This window comes from Vreelandella sp. 2A-K22, assembly GCF_054065485.1.
In genome coordinates this window covers 144,607-165,570 of record NZ_JBSUGC010000008.1, presented here as the reverse complement: position 1 = coordinate 165,570, position 20,964 = coordinate 144,607, and the positions used below count along the sequence as shown (strand labels likewise).

General features: G+C 56.6%; 4 protein-coding genes. All 4 read left to right on the top strand.

What is annotated here, in order from left to right; all coding sequences use genetic code 11:
- The first annotated feature begins 11 nt into the window (after nucleotides 1-11).
- The 4 genes from ACW17M_RS12680 to ACW17M_RS12665 are packed head-to-tail and all read left to right on the top strand — an operon-like array spanning nucleotide 12 to nucleotide 20,961.
- Nucleotides 12-4,613, top strand: a complete 4,602-nt coding sequence (locus ACW17M_RS12680) for a condensation domain-containing protein (RefSeq protein ID WP_457547558.1) — start codon at nucleotides 12-14, stop codon at nucleotides 4,611-4,613.
- Between the two features lie 25 nt (nucleotides 4,614-4,638).
- Nucleotides 4,639-7,824 carry a non-ribosomal peptide synthetase gene (locus tag ACW17M_RS12675; protein WP_457547557.1) on the top strand — a complete coding sequence of 1,062 codons (3,186 nt, stop codon included), beginning with the start codon at nucleotides 4,639-4,641 and terminating at the stop codon, nucleotides 7,822-7,824.
- Between the two features lie 58 nt (nucleotides 7,825-7,882).
- Entirely contained in the window at nucleotides 7,883-14,392 is a 6,510-nt protein-coding gene (locus ACW17M_RS12670; protein ID WP_457547556.1) for an amino acid adenylation domain-containing protein, read from the top strand.
- The gene (locus tag ACW17M_RS12665; protein WP_457547555.1) at nucleotides 14,389-20,961 is read left to right on the top strand and encodes an amino acid adenylation domain-containing protein; all 6,573 of its coding nucleotides are present in this window, start codon (nucleotides 14,389-14,391) and stop codon (nucleotides 20,959-20,961) included. Before ACW17M_RS12670 ends, ACW17M_RS12665 begins: the two co-directional genes overlap by 4 nt.
- The last annotated feature ends 3 nt before the right edge of the window (nucleotides 20,962-20,964 follow it).

Sequence of the window (20,964 nt, the reverse complement as noted above, 5' to 3'; positions counted from 1 at the left end):
CAGGTACGCATATGAATATAAGGCACGCCCAGACGATGAACAGCCACCCGTCCCATAACGTTGTTAACCACAGCTTCGTTGAGCATTTAAGTCGCCTGGCCCGGGAAAGGCCCAGCGACAGGGCGCTGATTGTAGTGAACGCACAAGGTGAGACCACCCTTGACTACGCCACCCTGGAGCGGCGTTCCCGCGCCCTGGCCAGCGAGCTCCAGCAGTGGTTCCCGGCTGGTGAGCGTGCCTTGATCCTGCTGGATAACGATGAACACTATGTGGTGGCGTTCTTCGCCTGCCTATATGCCGGGGTGATTGCCGTGCCGGTCTTCCCTCCAGAGTCGGCCAAGCAGCAGCATCTGGCGCGCCTGCTCGCCATTGCCGCCGACTCTCAGGCCGCCTGTGTGCTCACCTCTACAACGATTATCGATGTGGTCGCATCTGCAAGCGAAGGCTTCGGCAGCGCCGAACTGATCCCCGTGGATGCCGTAGATGAGAGCCGCGCTGAACACTGGATTGAGCATCGCCCAAAGCGTGGTGATCTCGCCTTTTTACAGTACACCTCAGGTTCCACGGCCACTCCCAAAGGGGTGATGGTTAGCCATGGGAACCTGATGGCGAACGAGCGTGCTATTGAGACGGGCTTCTCGATTGGTGCCGACGATGTTTTCGTCAGTTGGCTGCCGCTTTACCACGACATGGGGCTGATCGGTGGCCTGCTGCAGCCCATCTATCGCGGTATCCCTGCGGTATTGATGAGCCCCACTTTCTTTTTACAGCGGCCGGTACGCTGGCTGGAAGCGATCTCCCGCCACCGGGGCACCATTAGTGGTGGCCCCGATTTCGCCTATCGACTGTGTCTTGAGCGTATCCGTGACGAGCAGCTTGAGGCGCTCGACTTATCTAGCTGGCGGGTCGCGTTCTCAGGCGCCGAGCCGGTACGCCACGATACCCTCACGGGCTTTATCGAACGCTTCCGCCCAGCGGGCTTTGCCGCTGATACCGCAGCACCCTGTTATGGCTTGGCCGAAGCAACGCTATTGGTTAGCTGTAATTCGCGCGGTACGGGCGTGGTGGGTACTGCTTTTTCTCAACAATCGCTGGCCGAGGGAAAGGCTGCCTCAGCGGTTGAAGGCAACACCCTGGTGGGCTGCGGTACACCGGAACCCGGTCACGCTATCGATATTGTCGACCCTGAGGGGCTTCACTCGCTGCCCAGTGGTGAAGTCGGCGAGATCTGGGTCAATGGGCCCAGCGTGGCGCACGGGTATTGGCAGAACCCAGAAGCAACAGCGCAAGCCTTTGTTACCCGCGATGGGGTCAGTTGGCAGCGCACCGATGATACTGATGCACAGAACCACGACGTCCGCGATGATCGCTGGCTGCGCACCGGCGATCTAGGCTTTCTGCACGAAGGGCAGTTGTATATCGCTGGGCGTATTAAGGATCTGATCATTCTGCGCGGTCATAACGTCTACCCTCAGGATATCGAGAGCGCTGTTGAGGCGGAAGTAGAAGCAGTGCGCAAAGGGCGCGTGGCGGCCTTTGCCGTGACCACGCCGGAAGGCGCCGAAGGGATCGGCGTTGCGGCAGAAGTCTCCCGTGGTATGCAGAAACTAGTGCCTGCCGAGAAGTTGGTTGAAGCGCTAAGCGAGACAGTGGGGAGCACTTGCCATGAGCCGCTTTCGGTAGTGCTACTGCTCAACCCAGGTGGCCTTCCCAAAACCTCCAGCGGTAAATTGCAGCGCAGCACCTGCCGCCAAGGCTGGGAGGCGGGTAGCCTGGATGCCTACGCCATTCACGCCTTTGGGCGTTTTGTCAGTGATGGTGACGCTGAGGGCGGAGGAAAGTCATCGCCATCGCCTGCGGAAGCTGGGAGCGAAACGGAGCAGGCGTTGGCGAAGCTCTGGCACCAGGTGCTGGGGGACGGCAAGGAAAAGCCGTTGGGAAAAGATGCCCACTTCTTTGCTAGCGGGGGTAATTCTCTGGCGGCGGTGCAGTTAGCTTCACGCATTAGCGATCATTGGGCAATTGATTTCCCGACCAGATCGGTCATGGAAAAGCCGCGCTTTAGTGATGTGGTTGATGAAGTAGAGCGCCGGTTAGCGAAGCCTTCGGCTTTTCGTCAGGGAGCTATCCAGAATCCACTGATGCCGATTTCCCGGTCTTCGGAACTACCTTTGGCACCTGTCCAGCGCCGGCTCTGGCTGGTTGATCGCTTGGCAAGTCAGGCGGGCGACCGTGAGCGTGCCGCCTACAACCTTCCAGCGCTGTTTTCCCTGAAAGGGGAGTTGAATATAGAGGTTCTAGAAAGAACCGTTAATGCCATCGTTGCGCGGCATGAAGCATTGCGTACCCACTACCCTGAAAGCGAGAGTGATGAACCCATCGCGGTTATCGAGGATCAGCGAAACATCGAACTTCCTGTTTTGGATTGCAGTGACCTTCCTGAACGGGAGCAACAGCGATATCTGCAAGATACCTTCACCGAGTATGCGAACACACCATTTGATCTTGTCACGGGCCCTTTAATCAAGGCGGGCTTACTGCGTTTTGGCGCACAAGAGCATGCCCTGGTCCTGGTCATTCACCACATTGTCTTCGACGGCTGGTCCACGAGCGTATTCGTCCGGGAATTTGCCTCTCTGTACGGGGAATTGTTGGAAGGGAAGGAGTCTGGGTTACCCGAGCTTGGTATTCAGTACGTGGACTATGCCGCTTGGCATGAGAAAGCACTGTCGGGAGAGGCCTTCGAGCAAAGCGCAACCTTCTGGCGCCGCTATCTAAGTGATGCTCCTCCGCTCTCAACACTACCGGGGGATTTCGCTAGGCCTAGCCAAGTATCGCATGCCGGTAGTGCCCTGAGCATGACATTTAGTCCAGACCAATCACAAGCGTTGAACAAGCTTGCCGCACAGCGTGGCACCACGCTATTTACGCTTCTATTGGCGAGTTTTCAGCTGTTGATGCATCGCCAGACCCGTCAACACGACCTGATTGTGGGAACCGATGTCGCTGGCCGTAGCCATCCCGACGTTGAGCCGTTGATTGGCTTTTTTGTCAATGTAATCCCGCTGCGGTCTCGTTTGTCTGATGGCCAGATTGATTTCGGCCACTGGCTCGAGCAAGTACAGACCAGCGTGCTGGATGCCTTCGATCATCAAAATGTTCCCTTCGACAAAATTGTCGAGCTTTCGGGGATTGGTCGTGAGCGCGACCGTTCCCCCCTGATACAAACCCTCTTCGTACTACAAAACACGCCAACCGAGCGGTTCTCAATTCCGGGCTTGGAAGTGGAGGTAATGCCTCAGCCTCGGCAAGAGTCGAAGTTCGATATGGCGATATTCGTCAATGAGAGTGATACCGGACTATCAGTCGAGTGGGTCTACGCCACCGCATTGTACCGACGCGAAACCATTGAGCACTTAACCGGTGCCTGGCAGTCGCTACTAGCGCAGATCGTGGAAGCTCCCAACATGCCCGTCGAGGAGTTTCGTTTACCCCTAATGGAGAAACACGCTATGCAAAACAAGCTTTCAAAAGGTTCCAAACTCAACAAGCTTGGCAGCCTGAAATCCCAGCCAGGTGCGCGCCCCTCGACCAATAGTGATTCACCGATACGAACGGCGCTGCTCGATGAAAAAAGAGTCTTTCCTCTCGTGATCGAAGCGGCGGACGCTGACCTTGATGCGGTGGCGTGGGCAACTTCCCAGCGTGACTTCATCGAGCAAAACTTACGCAAGCATGCAGGCATTCTGTTCCGTAACTTTGGGCTGACCACACCGCAAGAGTTTGAAGCCTTTGCCGAGGCTATCCAGCCGGGCCTTTACGGCAACTATGGTGACCTGCCCAAGAAAGAAGGGGGGCGCAATACCTACCGTTCAACCCCCTATCCTGAACGCCAGATGATTCTCTATCACAACGAAAGCTCGCATTTGGAGCGCTGGCCGCGCAAGCAACTGTTCTTCTGCGAATTCCCTTCTCCCGTGGGGGGCGCCACCCCGATCGTTGACTGCAGGGAGATGCTACGCCAACTGCCCGCCGATGTGGTGGAGGAGTTCGAGCGCAAAGGGCTGCTTTATGTGCGCACCTTCACCCGCAACCTGGACGTGAGCTGGCGAGACTTTTTCAAAACCGATAGCAAGGAGGAGGTTGAAGCGCGGCTCAAAGAAGGGGGAATTGAGTGGCAGTGGTTGGGTGATGACGAACTGCAGACGCGTACGCGCTGCCCAGCGGTAGTCACCCATCCCGTGACCGGTGACCGAGTGTTCTTCAATCAGGTGCAACTCCACCACGTCAGTTGCCTTGAGCCTGATGTGAAAGAAGACCTGCTTGGCATGGTTGGTCAGGAGCGCCTGCCACGCAATGTCTATTTCGGTGATGGCTCCGTAATTAGCGACGAGATGATGAAGGTTGTCGGCGATGCCTACGAAGCCTGCGCGGTGCGCTTCGACTGGCGCCGGGGCGATGTGGTGATGGTCGACAACATGTTAGCAGCCCATGCCCGGGATCCCTACGAGGGGCCACGCAAGATCGTGGTAGCGATGGGAGACATCTATGAGCGTTCGGCGCTGGAAGAGGCTCAAGGAGCAAGTGCCGATGCCGAGTTGGTCGGTCAATGAAGTCACGGGTATTGGGAGTCAATAAATGAATGCGATAACGGAACAGCAGAGCCTTGCCCATTGGCCGCTTAGCCCTGAACAGCGTGCAGTGTTGGTGGCGGCGGAAGTGAATGAAAGTGACACACAGCAGGCAGCATTAGCGCAGGTCGAGGTCATGGTGGTCGATATTCAGGGTGCGCTTGATAGCTCGCGGCTGGAGCAAGCACTGAGCGACCTTAGGCAACAGCATGAAGCCCTATCGACGGCTCTGAAGAGTGTGGCGGGGTATCGTGGGCTGCGCCACCAAGCGCTTGAAGACCTGCCTGCCATTGAGTGGCGGCATGAGGACTTACGCGGCAGCGGTGACAAGAAAGCGCTGCTCAACGACTTTCTTAATAACTATCGCGAGTCACTAAAGCGCCGGCCCATTGCCCTAGAATCCGGTGAGCTGCTGCGTCCAGCGCTGCTGCAAACGGGTGAAACAACCTGGGTATTAGTACTGGCTGTTTCGGCGTTGGTGGCGGATCGTGGCAGTCTGCTGTCGCTGTTCTCGGCGTTGGTGGATGCTTATGAGCCGCGTGGCGGAACCGACGATGAGTCTGCGCTGCAATATTCCCAATTCATCGAGTGGCGCGCTTCTCTTGAAAACGACGATGACGCCGAAGAGGGCCGAGAGTATTGGCAAAACCACCAGCAGCATGCCGAGCAGGCAGGCGTATGCCGTTTACCTACAATGCAGGCAAATCGCCATGACGTGCGGGTAGAGCATGAATATGTGGCCTGTCCGCTCGAACCAGACCTAGTAGCGCGTATCGATAGCCTGGCAGATGAGCTTCAAGTATCCGCAGAGGTAGTATTGCAGGCGGCCTGGTGGGCGCTACTCGCCAGGATTAGCAGCAACGAGTGTGTGCTGGGCGGCTGGCAACACGACTGCCGCCAGGATTACGAGGTGATGCAAGGGGCATTCGGGCTCTTCGATAAGGTGCTGCCGGTGCTGGTTGAAGGTGTCGCTGATAGTGACTTCTCTAGCTGGATTACCCGTTTAGCAGAGCAGCTAGAGGCGCATACCCAGGCTCAAGAGTATTGGTCGATTGATGCGCTGCCCGATAAGCGCCACCTAGTCGCGGGGTTCGCATTTTCGGAGGGAGTGAGTGAGTTAAATACGGCAGGTTTGCAGTGGCACTTGCGAGCATTGCCTGGGCCATCAGCAGAATTTGAACTTGCCTTGCATATTGACCGCAGTGAGAGCGGCGCAGTGGCGATGCTCTACACCGACCCATCATGCTATAGCCGCGCGGCGTCCGAATGTCTGCTGGGTCAGTACCAGACACTGCTACAGGCTGGCCTCGCCGATCCCGCGCAAAAACTATTTTCGGTGCCGCTTATTTCCCCTGAGCAACAGCTGGCGTTGCAGTCGATTGAGGACAGTGTGCTCGACGTGGGTGAGCGTAGCGTAGCGGCCCATATCGCTGACTGGGCGGCTTCGACGCCGGATGCCATTGCCATTGAGGAGCAGGGTCGTACGCTGAGTTACGCCCAACTGGAAGCCCGCATTAATGATATCGCTCGGTGGCTGGATGGTCAGGGCGTCAAGCGTGGAGATTACGTAGCGCTTAATTTGCCCCGTTCCACCGATTTGGTCGTGCTGCTACTGGCAGTATGGCGTGTAGGTGCCGCCTATCTGCCGCTCGACCCTGAGTGGCCCGTAGCCCGTAAACGTCGGGTGCTTGAGGATGCCCAGCCCGCGCTAGTAGTAAGCGCTGAAAACACCGAGGCGGAGCCCCTAGCCCTTCCCGGCATCCGCAGTGTGGGTTCGCCAAGAGAAGTCGAAGAGTCGGGTGGTAGCGCATTGTCGTTTCCAGAGCTGGACCTCGGCGACGTGGCCTACCTTCTCTATACCTCTGGCTCCACGGGGGCTCCAAAAGGCGTGGTAATCGAGCATGGTCAACTTCTCAATTACGTAGCCAGTGCCACAAAGGCCATGGGGCTATCGGTATGCCAGCGCTGGGCATTGACCGGCTCGCTGGCCACCGATCTGGGCAATACTGCACTGTTCGGTGCTTTGTTCAATGGTGCCCGTATCGTGATCGCCGCACCTGACGATATGCAGGATGGTGACCACTTTGCGCACTTTATGTCGGCGGCCGATATCGATGCGCTCAAGATAGTGCCTTCCCACCTGGAGGCCCTGCTGGAGTGCGAAGCTCCCCGGTTACCGAAAACGCTGATTTTAGGCGGTGAGGTAACTTCATCTGCCTTACTTTCGAGCATTGCGCGGATTTCGCCCGAGTGCCAACTATACAACCACTATGGCCCCACAGAAGCCACGGTGGGCGTTATGGTGCACTCGGTATCGCTGGCGCAAGACGTTGAGGGCCCGCTGCCGCTAACCCAGTTGCTGCCGAATTGCCGCTATCGAGTACTTGACGATAATTTGCACGCGACCCCCACCGGTGCCGTAGGTGAGCTGTATTTGGGCGGCGCCCAACTGGCGCGGGGTTATCTCAATAGCGATGCTTCCGCGTTTGTCGAAGATCCCTTCATTCCCAGTGAGCGTCTCTATCGCACCGGCGACCTAGCGTGCGTGCTGCCCGAGGGTGGCGTACGCCTTATTGGGCGAGCCGACGATCAGATCAAGCTGCGTGGTTTCCGAATCGAACCGGCGGAAATAGAAAGCGTGTTGCAAGCACAACCAGGGATTAAGCAGAGCCTGGTTCGCCTGATGGGTCGGGGCGGTGATACCCAGGAACTCGTAGCGTTCCTGATTGCTGACTCCGAGGTAACGTCCGTTGAGGGCCAAGCCCAGCTTCGCGAGCAGCTGGTTGTGCTACTGCCTGAGCCCATGCGTCCTTCTCGTTTTATCCCTGTTGAGTATTTCCCTCGCCTAGGTAACGGCAAGGTAGACACCCCCGCGCTGGAAGCCTTGGCCCAAAAAACAACGGAAAGAAAAACCTTGGTGAAGCCCCGGGATGCCGTGGAAGTCAACCTGTGTCAGGCCATGGCTGAGCTGCTTGGTCGTGATGAGATCGGTATTGATGACGATTTCTTCGAGCTGGGTGGGCACTCCTTGCTGGTGATCAAGCTGGTGGCACGCATTCGTAAGCAGTTCGGGATCGAGATAGCCCCCGGTGTGGTGTTCGATCATCCTACCGTCGCCGAGTTGGGTGCTGCTCTACGCGAGAGTTGTGCTGAGGCCAGCACGAGCGGTCTAGCCGAGCTTGATAGCAACTGAGTAGACAAACTTGCCTAGTAACATCATTTGTAACGCGATACAGGAAGAGGATTTAGCGATGAAGGAATTGGCTCATCCACAAGATGTGGCAGCACCTAGTGATGGCAGGGAAGGGCAAGAAGGAGTGTCTGAAGCAGTTCGTGAAGATGATGTATTGCCATTGTCATACTCCCAGCAGCAGCTTTGGTTCCTGTATCGTTATTCGCCGGATCTTACCGCCTACAACCAGCCGCGTGCTTACCGGCTTACCGGAAACGTGGATGCAGGGGCGCTAGAAAGCGCCTTTCAAGCACTGATTCAACGCCATAGTGTACTGAGAACGCGATTCTTTGAGCGCAACGGCGTACCGCAGCAGTCCGTGTTCTCCAGCATCCCTTTTTCTATTCGTAGAGAAGATCTCTCTGCGCTGGCTGCACCAGAGCAGGACGAAAGGCTGGAGCGGTCGATCAAGAAAGTCGCGCAGCATGTCTTCGATCTTGGTGAGCCACCGTTGCTAGTGGCTCGGTTGATAAAGATGGAAGAGCGCCGACACGTTCTGGTTGTCTGCCTTCACCACATCATTTCAGATGCTTGGTCTAACCGCATCATCGAATCCGATCTGAGTGAAGCCTATCGTCAGGCGTTGGGCCAAAACGAAGATGCGCAGCTTCCAAGCTTGCCCGTGCAATATGGCGACTACGTTCGACAACAACAGAAGAGAGTGGCGTCGGGCGATATTGACAAGGAACTTAAGTATTGGAATGAGCATCTGGGGGATGATGTCCCACCGTTAGAAATCACTACTGACCATGTCTATCCCAAACAGCAAGAGTTTCGGGGTGCCACAAAGCGTTTCGTGTTGGATAGCAGCCTCGCCAGTTCCCTGCAAGCCTTTTGCCAACAACAGCGCTTTACTCCTTTTGTGCCACTTTTCGCCGCCTGGCAAGTAGTCCTGGCCCGCTATTGTGGGCAGCAAGACTTTGCCATTGGCGTTCCTTCGTCAGGTCGCCAGCAAGAGGAGTTTCAGGAGGTCGTTGGCTTTTTCATCACGACACTGCCTTTTCGAGTACGAGTGAATCCAGCCATGACGCTGCGTGACGTATGTCAGCAGGTTAAAAAGGATGCAGTGGGATCCCTCAATTATGCTGATATGCCATTGGAGGTCTTGCTCGAACAACAGAAAGTAAAGCGGGATCCCGTTCGACAGCCGCTGTTTCAGGTTATGTTTGGTCTCCAGTTTAGGTCTGATGAGGAGCAGCTTCAGTTAGATGATGTGTCTGTCGAACTGATCGATATTTCGCAGACGAGTGCAAAGTTTGAGTTATCTCTGGATATTTTCATCGAGCAGGAGCAAGTGGTTGGCGCTCTAGAGTTCAATTCCGATCTATTCGATGAAAAAACCATCCACCGATTGATTGGTTATTACCAGGAAGTACTAGGAGTCTTATTAGAGAAGCCAGAAACACAACTCTGCTCCATAGAGCTCCCTGACAATGCCGAAAAAGCACTGTTACGCGATTGGGGAAGCCGCGAAGCAACCGATAGTCCGGTCGAACCCATCCATCACGTGATAGAGCGCCAAGCTGCGGCAACCCCAGAGGCTACGGCACTAGTATTCGAAGATCAGTCGCTCAACTACACCGAACTCAATACCCGCGCCAACCAGTTGGCCCACTACCTGATCGGTCTAGGCGTAAAACCTGAGACCCGGGTGGGCATCGCCCTGGAACGCTCCATCGAGATGGTGGTGGGGCTGTTGGGTATTCTCAAGGCGGGTGGCGCTTATGTGCCACTAGATCCAGATTATCCGAGTGATCGGTTGGCCTATATGGTCAAAGACAGCAGCATTGAGCTGCTGCTTACCCAACAGCACCTGCACGACATCTTACCGGTGGTAGGGAGCCTGAACGTTATTGAGCTGGATCAGTTGGATGTGACGCATCATGCGCCAACCAACCCAGAGGTGGCACTGCACGGTGAACATCTCGCCTATGTGATTTACACCTCGGGCTCCACCGGGCGACCCAAGGGCGCAGCCAACCGTCATGGTTCGTTGGCCAATCGCCTGCAGTGGATGCAGGAGGCCTATGGGTTAACGGCCGATGATGCGGTGCTACAGAAAACCCCGTTCAGCTTTGACGTCTCGGTATGGGAGTTCTTCTGGCCGCTGATGCAGGGTGCCCAACTGGTGATGGCGCCACCAGGTGTTCACCGCGAGCCAGTCCAACTGGTCGAGCTAATCCGTACCCACAATATAACCACGCTGCACTTCGTACCTTCAATGCTGCAGGCCTTCCTGGCCCATGGCGAGGTAGAAGCCTGCACCAGCCTGACACGCTTGGTATGCAGCGGTGAAGCGCTGCCTGCGGAGCTGCAGAATCAGGTATTTGCCCGCCTGCCTCACACGGCACTCTACAACCTCTACGGCCCCACTGAAGCGGCCATTGATGTTACCCACTGGACTTGCCAAGACGACGGGCGCAACCACGTAGCTATCGGCCAACCGATCGCTGGTATCCATACCTTCGTATTGGATGGCGATCTTAACTTGGCGCCGCCCGGGGTCGCGGGTGAACTTTATCTCGGAGGCATTGGGTTGGCACGGGGCTACCTGCACCGCCCTGACCTTACCGCAGAACGTTTTGTCGCCGATCCATTTGCGCAGGGCGAACGCCTCTACCGCACCGGCGATCTGGTGCGCTGGCGGGAGGACGGCCAGCTCGAGTACCTGGGGCGGCTTGATCATCAAGTGAAAATCCGTGGCTTGCGGATCGAGCTAGGTGAGATCGAAGCCGAACTACTCGCTCAGCCGGCGGTTCGCGAGGCGGTGGTGGTCGCCGAGGAAGGTTCCGGCGGTTCGAGGCTGGTGGCTTATGTGGTTCCCCAAGTCGACAGTGAACTCAATACCGCTGTACTACGTGAAGCGCTGAGTCAAAAACTACCGGATTATATGGTGCCGGGAGCTGTGGTCACCCTCGATGCGCTGCCGCTGAATGCCAACGGCAAGGTAGACCGCAAGGCGCTGCCCGACCCGGAGTTTGCCAGTGGCTCGCAGTATGAGCCGCCTCAAGGTGAGGTGGAAGAAGCACTGGCGGAAATTTGGTCTGAGGTGTTGGGCGTCGAAAGGGTGGGTCGACTCGACAACTTCTTCGAGCTGGGTGGCCATTCATTATTGGCTCTGAAGGTGTTGGAGCAAATGCGGCATCAAGGACTGACGGCGCAGGTACGCACGCTGTTCCAATGCCCGGAACTGGCGGCCTTTGCCCGGGCATTGACGCAGGCATCAGAGCAGCCGGAAATTATCACCCCGCCTAACCGCATTCCAGATGGCTGCTCGGCAATCCAGCCCGAGATGCTGACTTTGATCGAACTCAATGCCGAAGAGATCAGCGCCATCGAAGCGGCAGTGCCGGGTGGAGCCAGCAATATCCAGGATATTTACCCGCTGGCACCATTGCAGGAGGGCATCCTCTTTCACCACCGTTTACAGGAAGAGGGCGATGCCTATGTCACCCCGCGTCTGCTTGGCTTCGGCAGCCGAGGACGGCTGGAAGCCTTTATTGTCGGTTTTAACCAGCTCATTGCCCGCCACGATATTTTACGTACGGCGGTACTTTGGGAGGGAGTTCGTGAACCGGTACAAGTGGTTTACCGACATGCCGAACTAGCCCTCGAATGGCTAGACTTGGAGGGAGATGGTTCTCACTGCGTCGCTCAACGTCTGAATGCCGAGGTGAACCCTGAACACCATCGTATCGATGTGCGTCGAGCCCCCATGCTACGGGCAGTTGCTGCATATGATGCCGAGCAAAATCGCTGGCTGCTGCAGCTACCTAGCCACCACTTAGTCATGGATCACACCACCCTCGAGCTCTTGGTGGAAGAAATTTCCCTGATCCAGCAAGGCCGCGAGGACGAGTTGCTCAAACCGCTGCCCTTCCGAAACTTTGTGGCGCAGACCCGGCTAGGGGGAAGCCTGGAAGAGCACGGAGCCTTTTTCCGCGAGCAGTTGGGCGATATTGAAGAACCGACCGCGCCCTTCGGGCTACTAGACGTTCGCGGCGATGGCAGCGAGATAGAGGAAGTTCGCGTTCCTCTGGATACAGAGCTGGCCCGGCAGGTGCGGCAACAGGCCCAGAGCTATGGTGTGAGCACGGCTAGCCTGTTCCATCTGGCCTGGGCCTTGGTATTGAGCAAAACCACTGGGCGGGACGATGTGGTGTTCGGCACCGTGCTGTTCGGCCGCATGCAGGGCACCGAGGGCGCCGAGCGAGCGCTGGGGATGTTTATCAATACGCTCCCTGTGCGTATCAAAATGGGCACTCAAGGTGTCGATAAGTGCCTGCGTCACACCCACGATACTCTGTCTGAGATAATGCACCACGAACATGCCAGCCTTGGACTAGCGCAGCGCTGCAGCGGATTGCCTGGCGGAACGCCGCTCTTTACTAGTCTGCTGAACTATCGTTACAGCGCACCTCAGCAAGAGGGAAGCATCGCGCATACCTGGGAAGGTATGGAGGTACTGAGCGGTCAGGAGCGCACCAACTACCCGATCACGATGTCGGTGGACGATTTAGGTAACGGCTTTCAGTTGGTAGGGCAGGTTAGCCGAACGATAGGTGCACAGCGGTTGTGTGACTATCTGAGCGCGGCCATTGCAGGCATCGTAGAAAATCTGCAAGCGGCGTCTCAACAACCATTAAGTGAGATCAGTCTGCTCAGAACAGACGAACAGCAGCTGTTGAGCGAATGGGGAGAGAATACCCAACAGTATTCAGGCACTTCTCCAGTCCATCATCTAATTGAGCGTCAGGCAGCGGCAACCCCAGAGGCCACTGCGCTAGTATTCCAAGATCAGTCACTCAGCTATGCTGAACTCAATGCCCGTGCCAACCGGTTGGCTCATTATCTGATCGGTCTAGGCGTAAAACCCGACACCCGGGTGGGCATCGCCATGGAACGCTCCATCGAGATGGTGGTGGGGCTACTAGCGATACTCAAGGCGGGCGGTGCCTATGTGCCGCTGGATCCGGATTATCCTGCCGAGCGGTTGGCCTATATGGTCGAAGATAGTGGCATTGAGCTGCTGCTTACCCAGCAACATCTGAGTGATACCTTGCCAGTGACCGATGGGCTAAACGTTATTGAACTGGATCGCTTGGGTGTGACGCATCATGCGTCAACCAACCCGGAGGTGGCACTGCACCGTGAACATCTCGCCTATGTCATTTACACCTCGGGCTCCACCGGACGGCCCAAGGGCGTGATGGTGCGCCATCATGCGCTTAGCCATTTCTTATTAAGCATGCAGGAAACCCCTGGCCTAAGCCCAGACGATATCCTGGTGGCGGTGACCTCACTATCGTTCGATATTGCCGCCCTGGAGCTGTATCTGCCATTGATCAGCGGAGCAAGGGTAGTGCTGGCGAGCCGTGAGACGACTCGAGATGGCAAGGCCTTGGGAGAATTACTCAATCAGGAAAAAGCGACGGTTCTGCAGGCGACACCCTCCGGCTGGCGGCTGCTGCGCTCGTCAGGCTGGCCATGGACGACGGCCCCGTTAATGGAAGGCTTTAAGGGGCTATGCGGTGGTGAGGCTTTGCCACTTGATTTGGCTGAGGAACTGCAAACTCAGGGGATCGAATTGTGGAACATGTATGGCCCCACTGAGACCACGATTTGGTCAGCGACGGATCGAGTGAGTGGCGGCCAAGCTTTTCTGGGAAGTGCTATTGCGGCGACACAGCTGTACGTTCTGGATGGTGCGCTCAACTTGTCACCCCTAGGAGTGGCGGGGGAGTTGTACCTAGGTGGTGTGGGCTTAGCACGGGGCTACCTGAGCCGTGCTGAACTGACGACAGAGCGTTTTGTGGCCGACCCCTTTACTGCGGGCGAACGCCTCTACCGTACGGGTGATCTAGTGCGTTGGCGGGAGGATGGTCAGCTTGAATACTTGGGACGGATTGACCATCAGATCAAAGTACGCGGCTTCCGTATTGAGCTAGGCGAGATTGAAGCTCAATTGCTTGCCCTGTCGGAGATACGCGAAGCAGTGGTGGTTGCCCAAGAGTGGCCAGGTGGATCTAGGTTGGTGGCTTATGTAGTGCCACAGGCCGACATCGAGCTCGACACTAGCACACTCCGCGAACGACTCGGTCAAAAGCTACCGGACTATATGGTGCCTGGGGTGATAGTCACTCTGGAAGCGCTGCCGCTAACCCCGAACGGTAAGGTAGACCGTAAGGCACTGCCCGAGTCGGGATTGGACATTGGCTCGCAGTACGAGCCTCCTCAAGGTGAGGTGGAAGAAGCATTGGCGATGGTCTGGGCTGAAGCCCTTGGCGCCGAACGAGTGGGGCGTCATGACAACTTCTTCGATCATGGTGGGCATTCGCTGCTGGCTGTGCAGATGGTGGCTCGCGTTCAAGCTGATATGCAAGTTGAACTCCAACTATCCGAGGTGTTTAGGAAACCCCTGCTGCGCGATCTAGCAGAGTGTATCGCCACGCTAAGCAGCGGGCACTCCTTAGACCAGTCGCTCTCTGACATTGATTCCTTCATCGACAGCATGGATACCGTTCAATGAGTAACATCGATACCCATCGTATTGCGGAACGCTTTTCCGGATTGTCGGCCGAGCAGCGCCGTGTGGTTTACGACAAAATTCGTACTCAAGGGCTGGGAATTGGCCAGTTCCCAATTCTTTCTCGCCCTTTATCAAAACAGAAAACTTGCTTGCCCTCTTATGCCCAGCTTCGCCAGTGGTTTCTCTGGCGCATGGATCCTCAGAGCCGCGCTTACCATATCACTGGCGCTCTAACCCTTAAGGGTACGCTCGACCCTGAAGTATTGCGGGGTAACTTTTCCGCTTTGGTAACTCGTCATGAGGCATTGCGCACGGTCTTCCGTGACGATGGCGAGGGCGGGGTGATACAAGTGGTGCAGGACGAGAGCAACTTCGCATGGCACGAAGTTGAACTAGGCCAGATGCAGAAGGATGAGCGCGAAGCGTCAATAGAGAGTCAAGTTACACAGCTCTGCGATGTTCCCTTTGACCTGGAGCAGGGCCCGCTGCTGAGGGTGGGGCTATTGCGATTAGCTAAAGAGGAGCATCTATTGGTGGTGGTTATGCACCACATCATCTCCGATGGTTGGTCGATGCAGTTGATCATCGATGAGTTTTCTGCCGATTACCGCGCTCGGGTGAGAGGGGAGGTTTGGCAGCCACCATCCTTACCGATTCAGTACGCCGATTATTCAGTATGGCAGCGCCAATGGATGGAGGCGGGCGAGAAGGAACGCCAGCTCGCCTATTGGCAGGCGGAACTAGGTGACGAACATCCGGTACTGCAACTGCCAACCGATTGTCCGCGCCGCAACGATGGACATTATCACACTGCGCGTCACCAAATGGTGCTCTCGGAATCACTGATTAGCGGGCTCCGCCAGCTAACCCAGGCACAGGGTGCCACCCTGTTCATTACGTTGCTGACAGGTTTCCAAGCGCTGCTGTATCGCTATACCGGGCAGGAAGATATTCGGGTCGGTGTACCGATCGCCAACCGTCACCGGACGGAAACTCAAGGGGTAGTTGGGTTCTTCGTTAATACTCAGGTACTGCGTAACCAGTTGAATGGACGCCTGAACTTGGCCGAGGCGCTGCAACAGAGCAAACGAGCGGCGTTGGGTGCACAAGAGCATCAGGATCTCCCTTTTGAGCAGTTAGTAGAAACGCTGCAGCCGGAACGCAGTATGAGCCAGACGCCGCTATTCCAGGTGATGTTCAACCACCAGCGGCAGGATCATGGCGCGTTGCAGACACTACCAGGACTAGAACTGAGCAGTTGGCCACTAGATAAGGGCGAGGCGCAGTGCGAGCTGACGCTAAATGTTGTGGAGCGCACAGATGGCTGCTTAGAAACAAACTTTGTTTATGCAGAAGAGCTGTTCGACTCAACTACAACTGAACACCTAGCGCAGCACTATGTCGCCGTTCTAGAGGCTCTGGTAGATAGGCCGGAGCGAGCACTAGGCGATATTGATCTGCTTGATAAAGGCGATCATCTTCAATTACAGACATGGGGAGTAAACACTCAGCATTACTCCGATGCTCCGCCAATTCATCATCTGACTGAGAGCCAAGCGGCAGCAACCCCAGAGGCCGCGGCACTCATTTTCGATAATCAGCGCCTCAGCTACGATGAGCTTAATACTCGTGCCAATCGCCTAGCTCACTATCTGATTGATCTAGGCGTAAAACCCGAGACTCGAGTAGGCATCGCTGTTGAGCGCTCCATCGAGATGGTGGTGGGGCTGTTGGGCATACTCAAAGCGGGCGGCGCCTATGTGCCACTGGATCCGGATTACCCCGCCGACCGGCTGGCCTATATGGTCGAAGACAGCGGCATCGAACTGTTACTCACTCAGCGACATCTGGTTGATGCTCTGCCTCTGGCCGATGGCTTAAGTGTTATCGAGCTGGATCAGTTGGACGTCACGCATCATGCGTCAACCAACCCACAGGTGGCACTGCACGGTGAACATCTCGCCTATGTGATTTACACCTCGGGTTCCACCGGGCGACCCAAGGGCGCAGCCAACCGTCATGGTTCGTTGGCCAATCGCCTGCAGTGGATGCAGGAGGCCTATGGGTTAACGGCCGATGATGCGGTGCTACAGAAAACCCCGTTCAGCTTTGACGTCTCGGTATGGGAGTTCTTCTGGCCGCTGATGCAGGGTGCCCAACTGGTGATGGCGCCACCAGGTGTTCACCGCGAGCCAGTCCAACTGGTCGAGCTAATCCGTACCCACAATATAACCACGCTGCACTTCGTACCTTCAATGCTGCAGGCCTTCCTGGCCCATGGCGAGGTAGAAGCCTGCACCAGCCTGACACGCTTGGTATGCAGCGGTGAAGCGCTGCCTGCGGAGCTGCAGAATCAGGTATTTGCCCGCCTGCCTCACACGGCACTCTACAACCTCTACGGCCCCACTGAAGCGGCCATTGATGTTACCCACTGGACTTGCCAAGACGACGGGCGCAACCACGTAGCTATCGGCCAACCGATCGCTGGTATCCATACCTTCGTATTGGATGGCGATCTTAACTTGGCGCCGCCCGGGGTCGCGGGTGAACTTTATCTCGGAGGCATTGGGTTGGCACGGGGCTACCTGCACCGCCCTGACCTTACCGCAGAACGTTTTGTCGCCGATCCATTTGCGCAGGGCGAACGCCTCTACCGCACCGGCGATCTGGTGCGCTGGCGGGAGGACGGCCAGCTCGAGTACCTGGGGCGGCTTGATCATCAAGTGAAAATCCGTGGCTTGCGGATCGAGCTAGGTGAGATCGAAGCCGAACTACTCGCTCAGCCGGCGGTTCGCGAGGCGGTGGTGGTCGCCGAGGAAGGTTCCGGCGGTTCGAGGCTGGTGGCTTATGTGGTTCCCCAAGTCGACAGTGAACTCAATACCGCTGTACTACGTGAAGCGCTGAGTCAAAAACTACCGGATTATATGGTGCCGGGAGCTGTGGTCACCCTCGATGCGCTGCCGCTGAATGCCAACGGCAAGGTAGACCGCAAGGCGCTGCCCGACCCGGAGTTTGCCAGTGGCTCGCAGTATGAGCCGCCTCAAGGTGAGGTGGAAGAAGCACTGGCGGAAATTTGGTCTGAGGTGTTGGGCGTCGAAAGGGTGGGTCGACTCGACAACTTCTTCGAGCTGGGTGGCCATTCATTATTGGCTCTGAAGGTGTTGGAGCAAATGCGGCATCAAGGACTGACGGCGCAGGTACGCACGCTGTTCCAATGCCCGGAACTGGCGGCCTTTGCCCGGGCATTGACGCAGGCATCAGAGCAGCCGGAAATTATCACCCCGCCTAACCGCATTCCAGATGGCTGCTCGGCAATCCAGCCCGAGATGCTGACTTTGATCGAACTCAATGCCGAAGAGATCAGCGCCATCGAAGCGGCAGTGCCGGGTGGAGCCAGCAATATCCAGGATATTTACCCGCTGGCACCACTGCAGGAGGGCATTCTCTTCCATCACCAACTGCAGGAAGAGGGCGATGCCTACATAACACAACAGCAGCTTGGCTTTGATAGTAGAGAGCGACTGGAAGCATTTATTACTGGTCTTAACCAGCTTATTGTCCGCCACGATATTCTGCGTACTGCTGTGCTGTGGGAGAACCTGAATGAACCGGTTCAGGTGGTTTACCGGTATGCCGAGTTAGCTCTCGAATGGCTGAACGTGGATGGCGCCTCATCACAAAGCGTTGCCGAACAACTGAATGCCGAGGTGGACCCTGAGCACCATCGCCTCAATGTGCGTCGAGCCCCTATGCTACGGGCAGTTGCTGCATATGATGCCGAGCAAAATCGCTGGCTGCTGCAGCTACCTAGCCACCACCTCGTCATGGATCACACTACCCTTGAGCTATTGGTGGAAGAAATTTCCCTGATCCAGCAAGGCCGCGAAGATGAGCTACCTCAACCACTTCCATTCCGCAATTTCGTTGCCCAGGCCCGGCTAGGGGTAAGCCAGGAGGAGCATGAAGCCTTCTTCCGTGAGCAGTTGGGCGATATTGAAGAACCGACCGTGCCCTACGGGCTGCTAGATATTCGAGGAGATGGCAGAGAGATCGAGGAAGTTCGCGTTTCTTTGGAAGCTGAACTGGCTCAGCAGATGAGACAACAGGCCCAGCGGCATGGTGTTAGCACGGCCAGCCTATTCCACCTAGCTTGGGCCTTGGTGCTCAGCAAAACGACTGGGCGTGACGATGTGGTGTTTGGCACCGTGCTATTCGGTCGTATGCAAGGCATCGAAGGTGCCGGGCGAGCGCTGGGGATGTTTATCAATACGCTGCCGGTTCGTATCAAAATGGGCTCTCAAGGTGTCGATCAGTCCTTGCGACAAACCCACGAGGCTCTATCTGCTCTGTTGTATCACGAGCATGCCAGCCTTGGCCTTGCGCAGCGCTGCAGCGGGTTGCTTGGCGGAACGCCGCTCTTCACTAGTCTGCTGAACTATCGTTACAGCGCACCTCAACAAGCGAAAAGTCTCGTTCATACCTGGGAAGGCATGGAAGTACTGGGCGGTCAGGAGCGTACCAACTACCCGATCACGATGTCGGTGGACGATTTAGGTAACGGCTTCCAGTTGGTAGGGCAGGTGAGCCGTATCATCGGTGCTCAGCGATTGTGTGACTACCTGAGGACCGCCATTGCAGGTATCGTAGAAAAGCTGCAAGCGAAGCCCAAGCAATCATTAAGTGAGATCAGTCTGCTTAGAGCAGACGAAAAGCAGTTGTTGAGCGAGTGGGGGGAGAATACGCAACAGTATTCCGCAACTGCACCAATCCATCAGTTAATTGAGCGCCAGGCTGCGGTAACGCCAGAGACTACTGCGCTAGTATTCCAAGATCAGTCACTCAGCTATGCTGAATTCAATGCCCGTGCCAACCAGTTGGCTCATTATCTGATCTGTCTAGGCGTAAAACCCGAAGCTCGAGTGGGCATCGCCATGGAGCGTTCCATTGAGATGGTGGTGGGGCTGCTGGCTATTCTCAAAGCGGGGGGCGCCTATGTGCCGCTGGATCCGGATTACCCCGCCGAGCGGCTGGCCTATATGGTCGAAGACAGCGGCATCGAGTTGCTGCTCACCCAGCAGCATCTTCGCGATACGTTGCCGATAGCTGAGAGTCTGAGCGTTATCGAGCTGGATTGTCTAGAAGTAGCGCACCATGCCTCGAATAATCCCGGAGTAGCCCTGCATGGTGAGCACCTCGCCTATGTGATTTACACCTCGGGTTCCACCGGGCGACCCAAAGGAGCGGCCAACCGTCACCATGCACTGATTAATCGCTTACAGTGGATGCAGGATGCCTATGGCCTAACGGCTGACGATGCGGTGCTGCAGAAAACGCCATTCAGTTTCGATGTTTCCGTGTGGGAGTTCTTCTGGCCGCTGATGCAGGGGGCGCGGCTGGTGATGGCGCCGCCGGGAGCCCATCGCGAACCGGCACAATTGGTCGAGCTAATCCGTAGCCATAACATCACTACACTGCACTTTGTACCGTCAATGCTTCAGGCCTTCTTGGCTCATGGCAAGGTTGAAAACTGCACCAGTCTGACACGCTTGGTATGCAGCGGTGAGGCGCTGCCGGCCGAACTGCAGAATCAGGTACTCACTCGTTTGCCTCACGCGGGGCTCTACAACCTCTATGGCCCCACCGAAGCAGCTATCGACGTTACCCACTGGACTTGCCAAGACGATGGGCTCAACCAGGTAGCGATCGGCCAACCGATCGCCGGTATCCGCACTTACGTACTGGACGGCGATCTTAACTTGTCGCCGTCAGGCGTTGCGGGGGAACTCTATCTTGGTGGCGCTGGGTTGGCACGGGGCTATTTGAATCGCCGAAGCTTAACGGCGGAGCGCTTTGTCGCTGATCCGTTCACAGAGGGAGAACGCCTCTACCGCACCGGCGACCTGGTGCGATGGCGCGACGACGGTCAGCTTGAGTACCTGGGCCGCCTGGATCACCAGGTGAAGATCCGCGGCCTACGTATCGAATTGGGCGAAGTTGAAGCTGAGTTACTGACGCAGCCAGAGGTTCGCGAGGCGGTGGTGGTCGCCCAAGAAGGCCCCGGTGGTTCGAGACTGGTGGCTTATGTGGTACCCCAAGTCGCCATTGAGCTCGACACCAGTAAATTACGCGAGCGACTGGGTCAACAGTTGCCAGATTATATGGTGCCGGGAGTGGTGGTCACGCTCGATGCACTGCCGCTGAATGCCAACGGCAAGGTGGATCGCAAGGCCCTGCCCGAGCCGGGTTTTGCCAGTGGCACGCAGTATGAGCCGCCTCAAGGAGAGGTGGAAGAAGCCTTAGCGGAGATCTGGTCGGAGATACTTGGCTTCGAACGGGTGGGCCGATACGACAACTTCTTCGAGTTGGGAGGCCACTCGCTTTTAGCAACTCAGATATCGGCTCGTTTCACGCAGCGCTTTGGAGAGGTGTTGCCAGTAAGACTTATTTTTGAACACCCGACGCTGGCGAAAATGGCAACACGAGTCGCGTTACAACAGGTTAATGCCGATGGTGGTCGCGCGAAGCGGCTCTCCACTATGGATCAACTGCTCAACGAATTGGAGGAGTAAGGC

What these genes read in the sequence shown, in the direction of transcription:
- ACW17M_RS12680 (WP_457547558.1), top strand. Translation starts at nt 12, where the DNA reads ATGAATATAAGGCACGCCCAGACGATGAACAGCCACCCGTCCCATAAC.
- ACW17M_RS12675 (WP_457547557.1), top strand. Translation starts at nt 4,639, where the DNA reads ATGAATGCGATAACGGAACAGCAGAGCCTTGCCCATTGGCCGCTTAGC.
- ACW17M_RS12670 (WP_457547556.1), top strand. Translation starts at nt 7,883, where the DNA reads ATGAAGGAATTGGCTCATCCACAAGATGTGGCAGCACCTAGTGATGGC.
- ACW17M_RS12665 (WP_457547555.1), top strand. Translation starts at nt 14,389, where the DNA reads ATGAGTAACATCGATACCCATCGTATTGCGGAACGCTTTTCCGGATTG.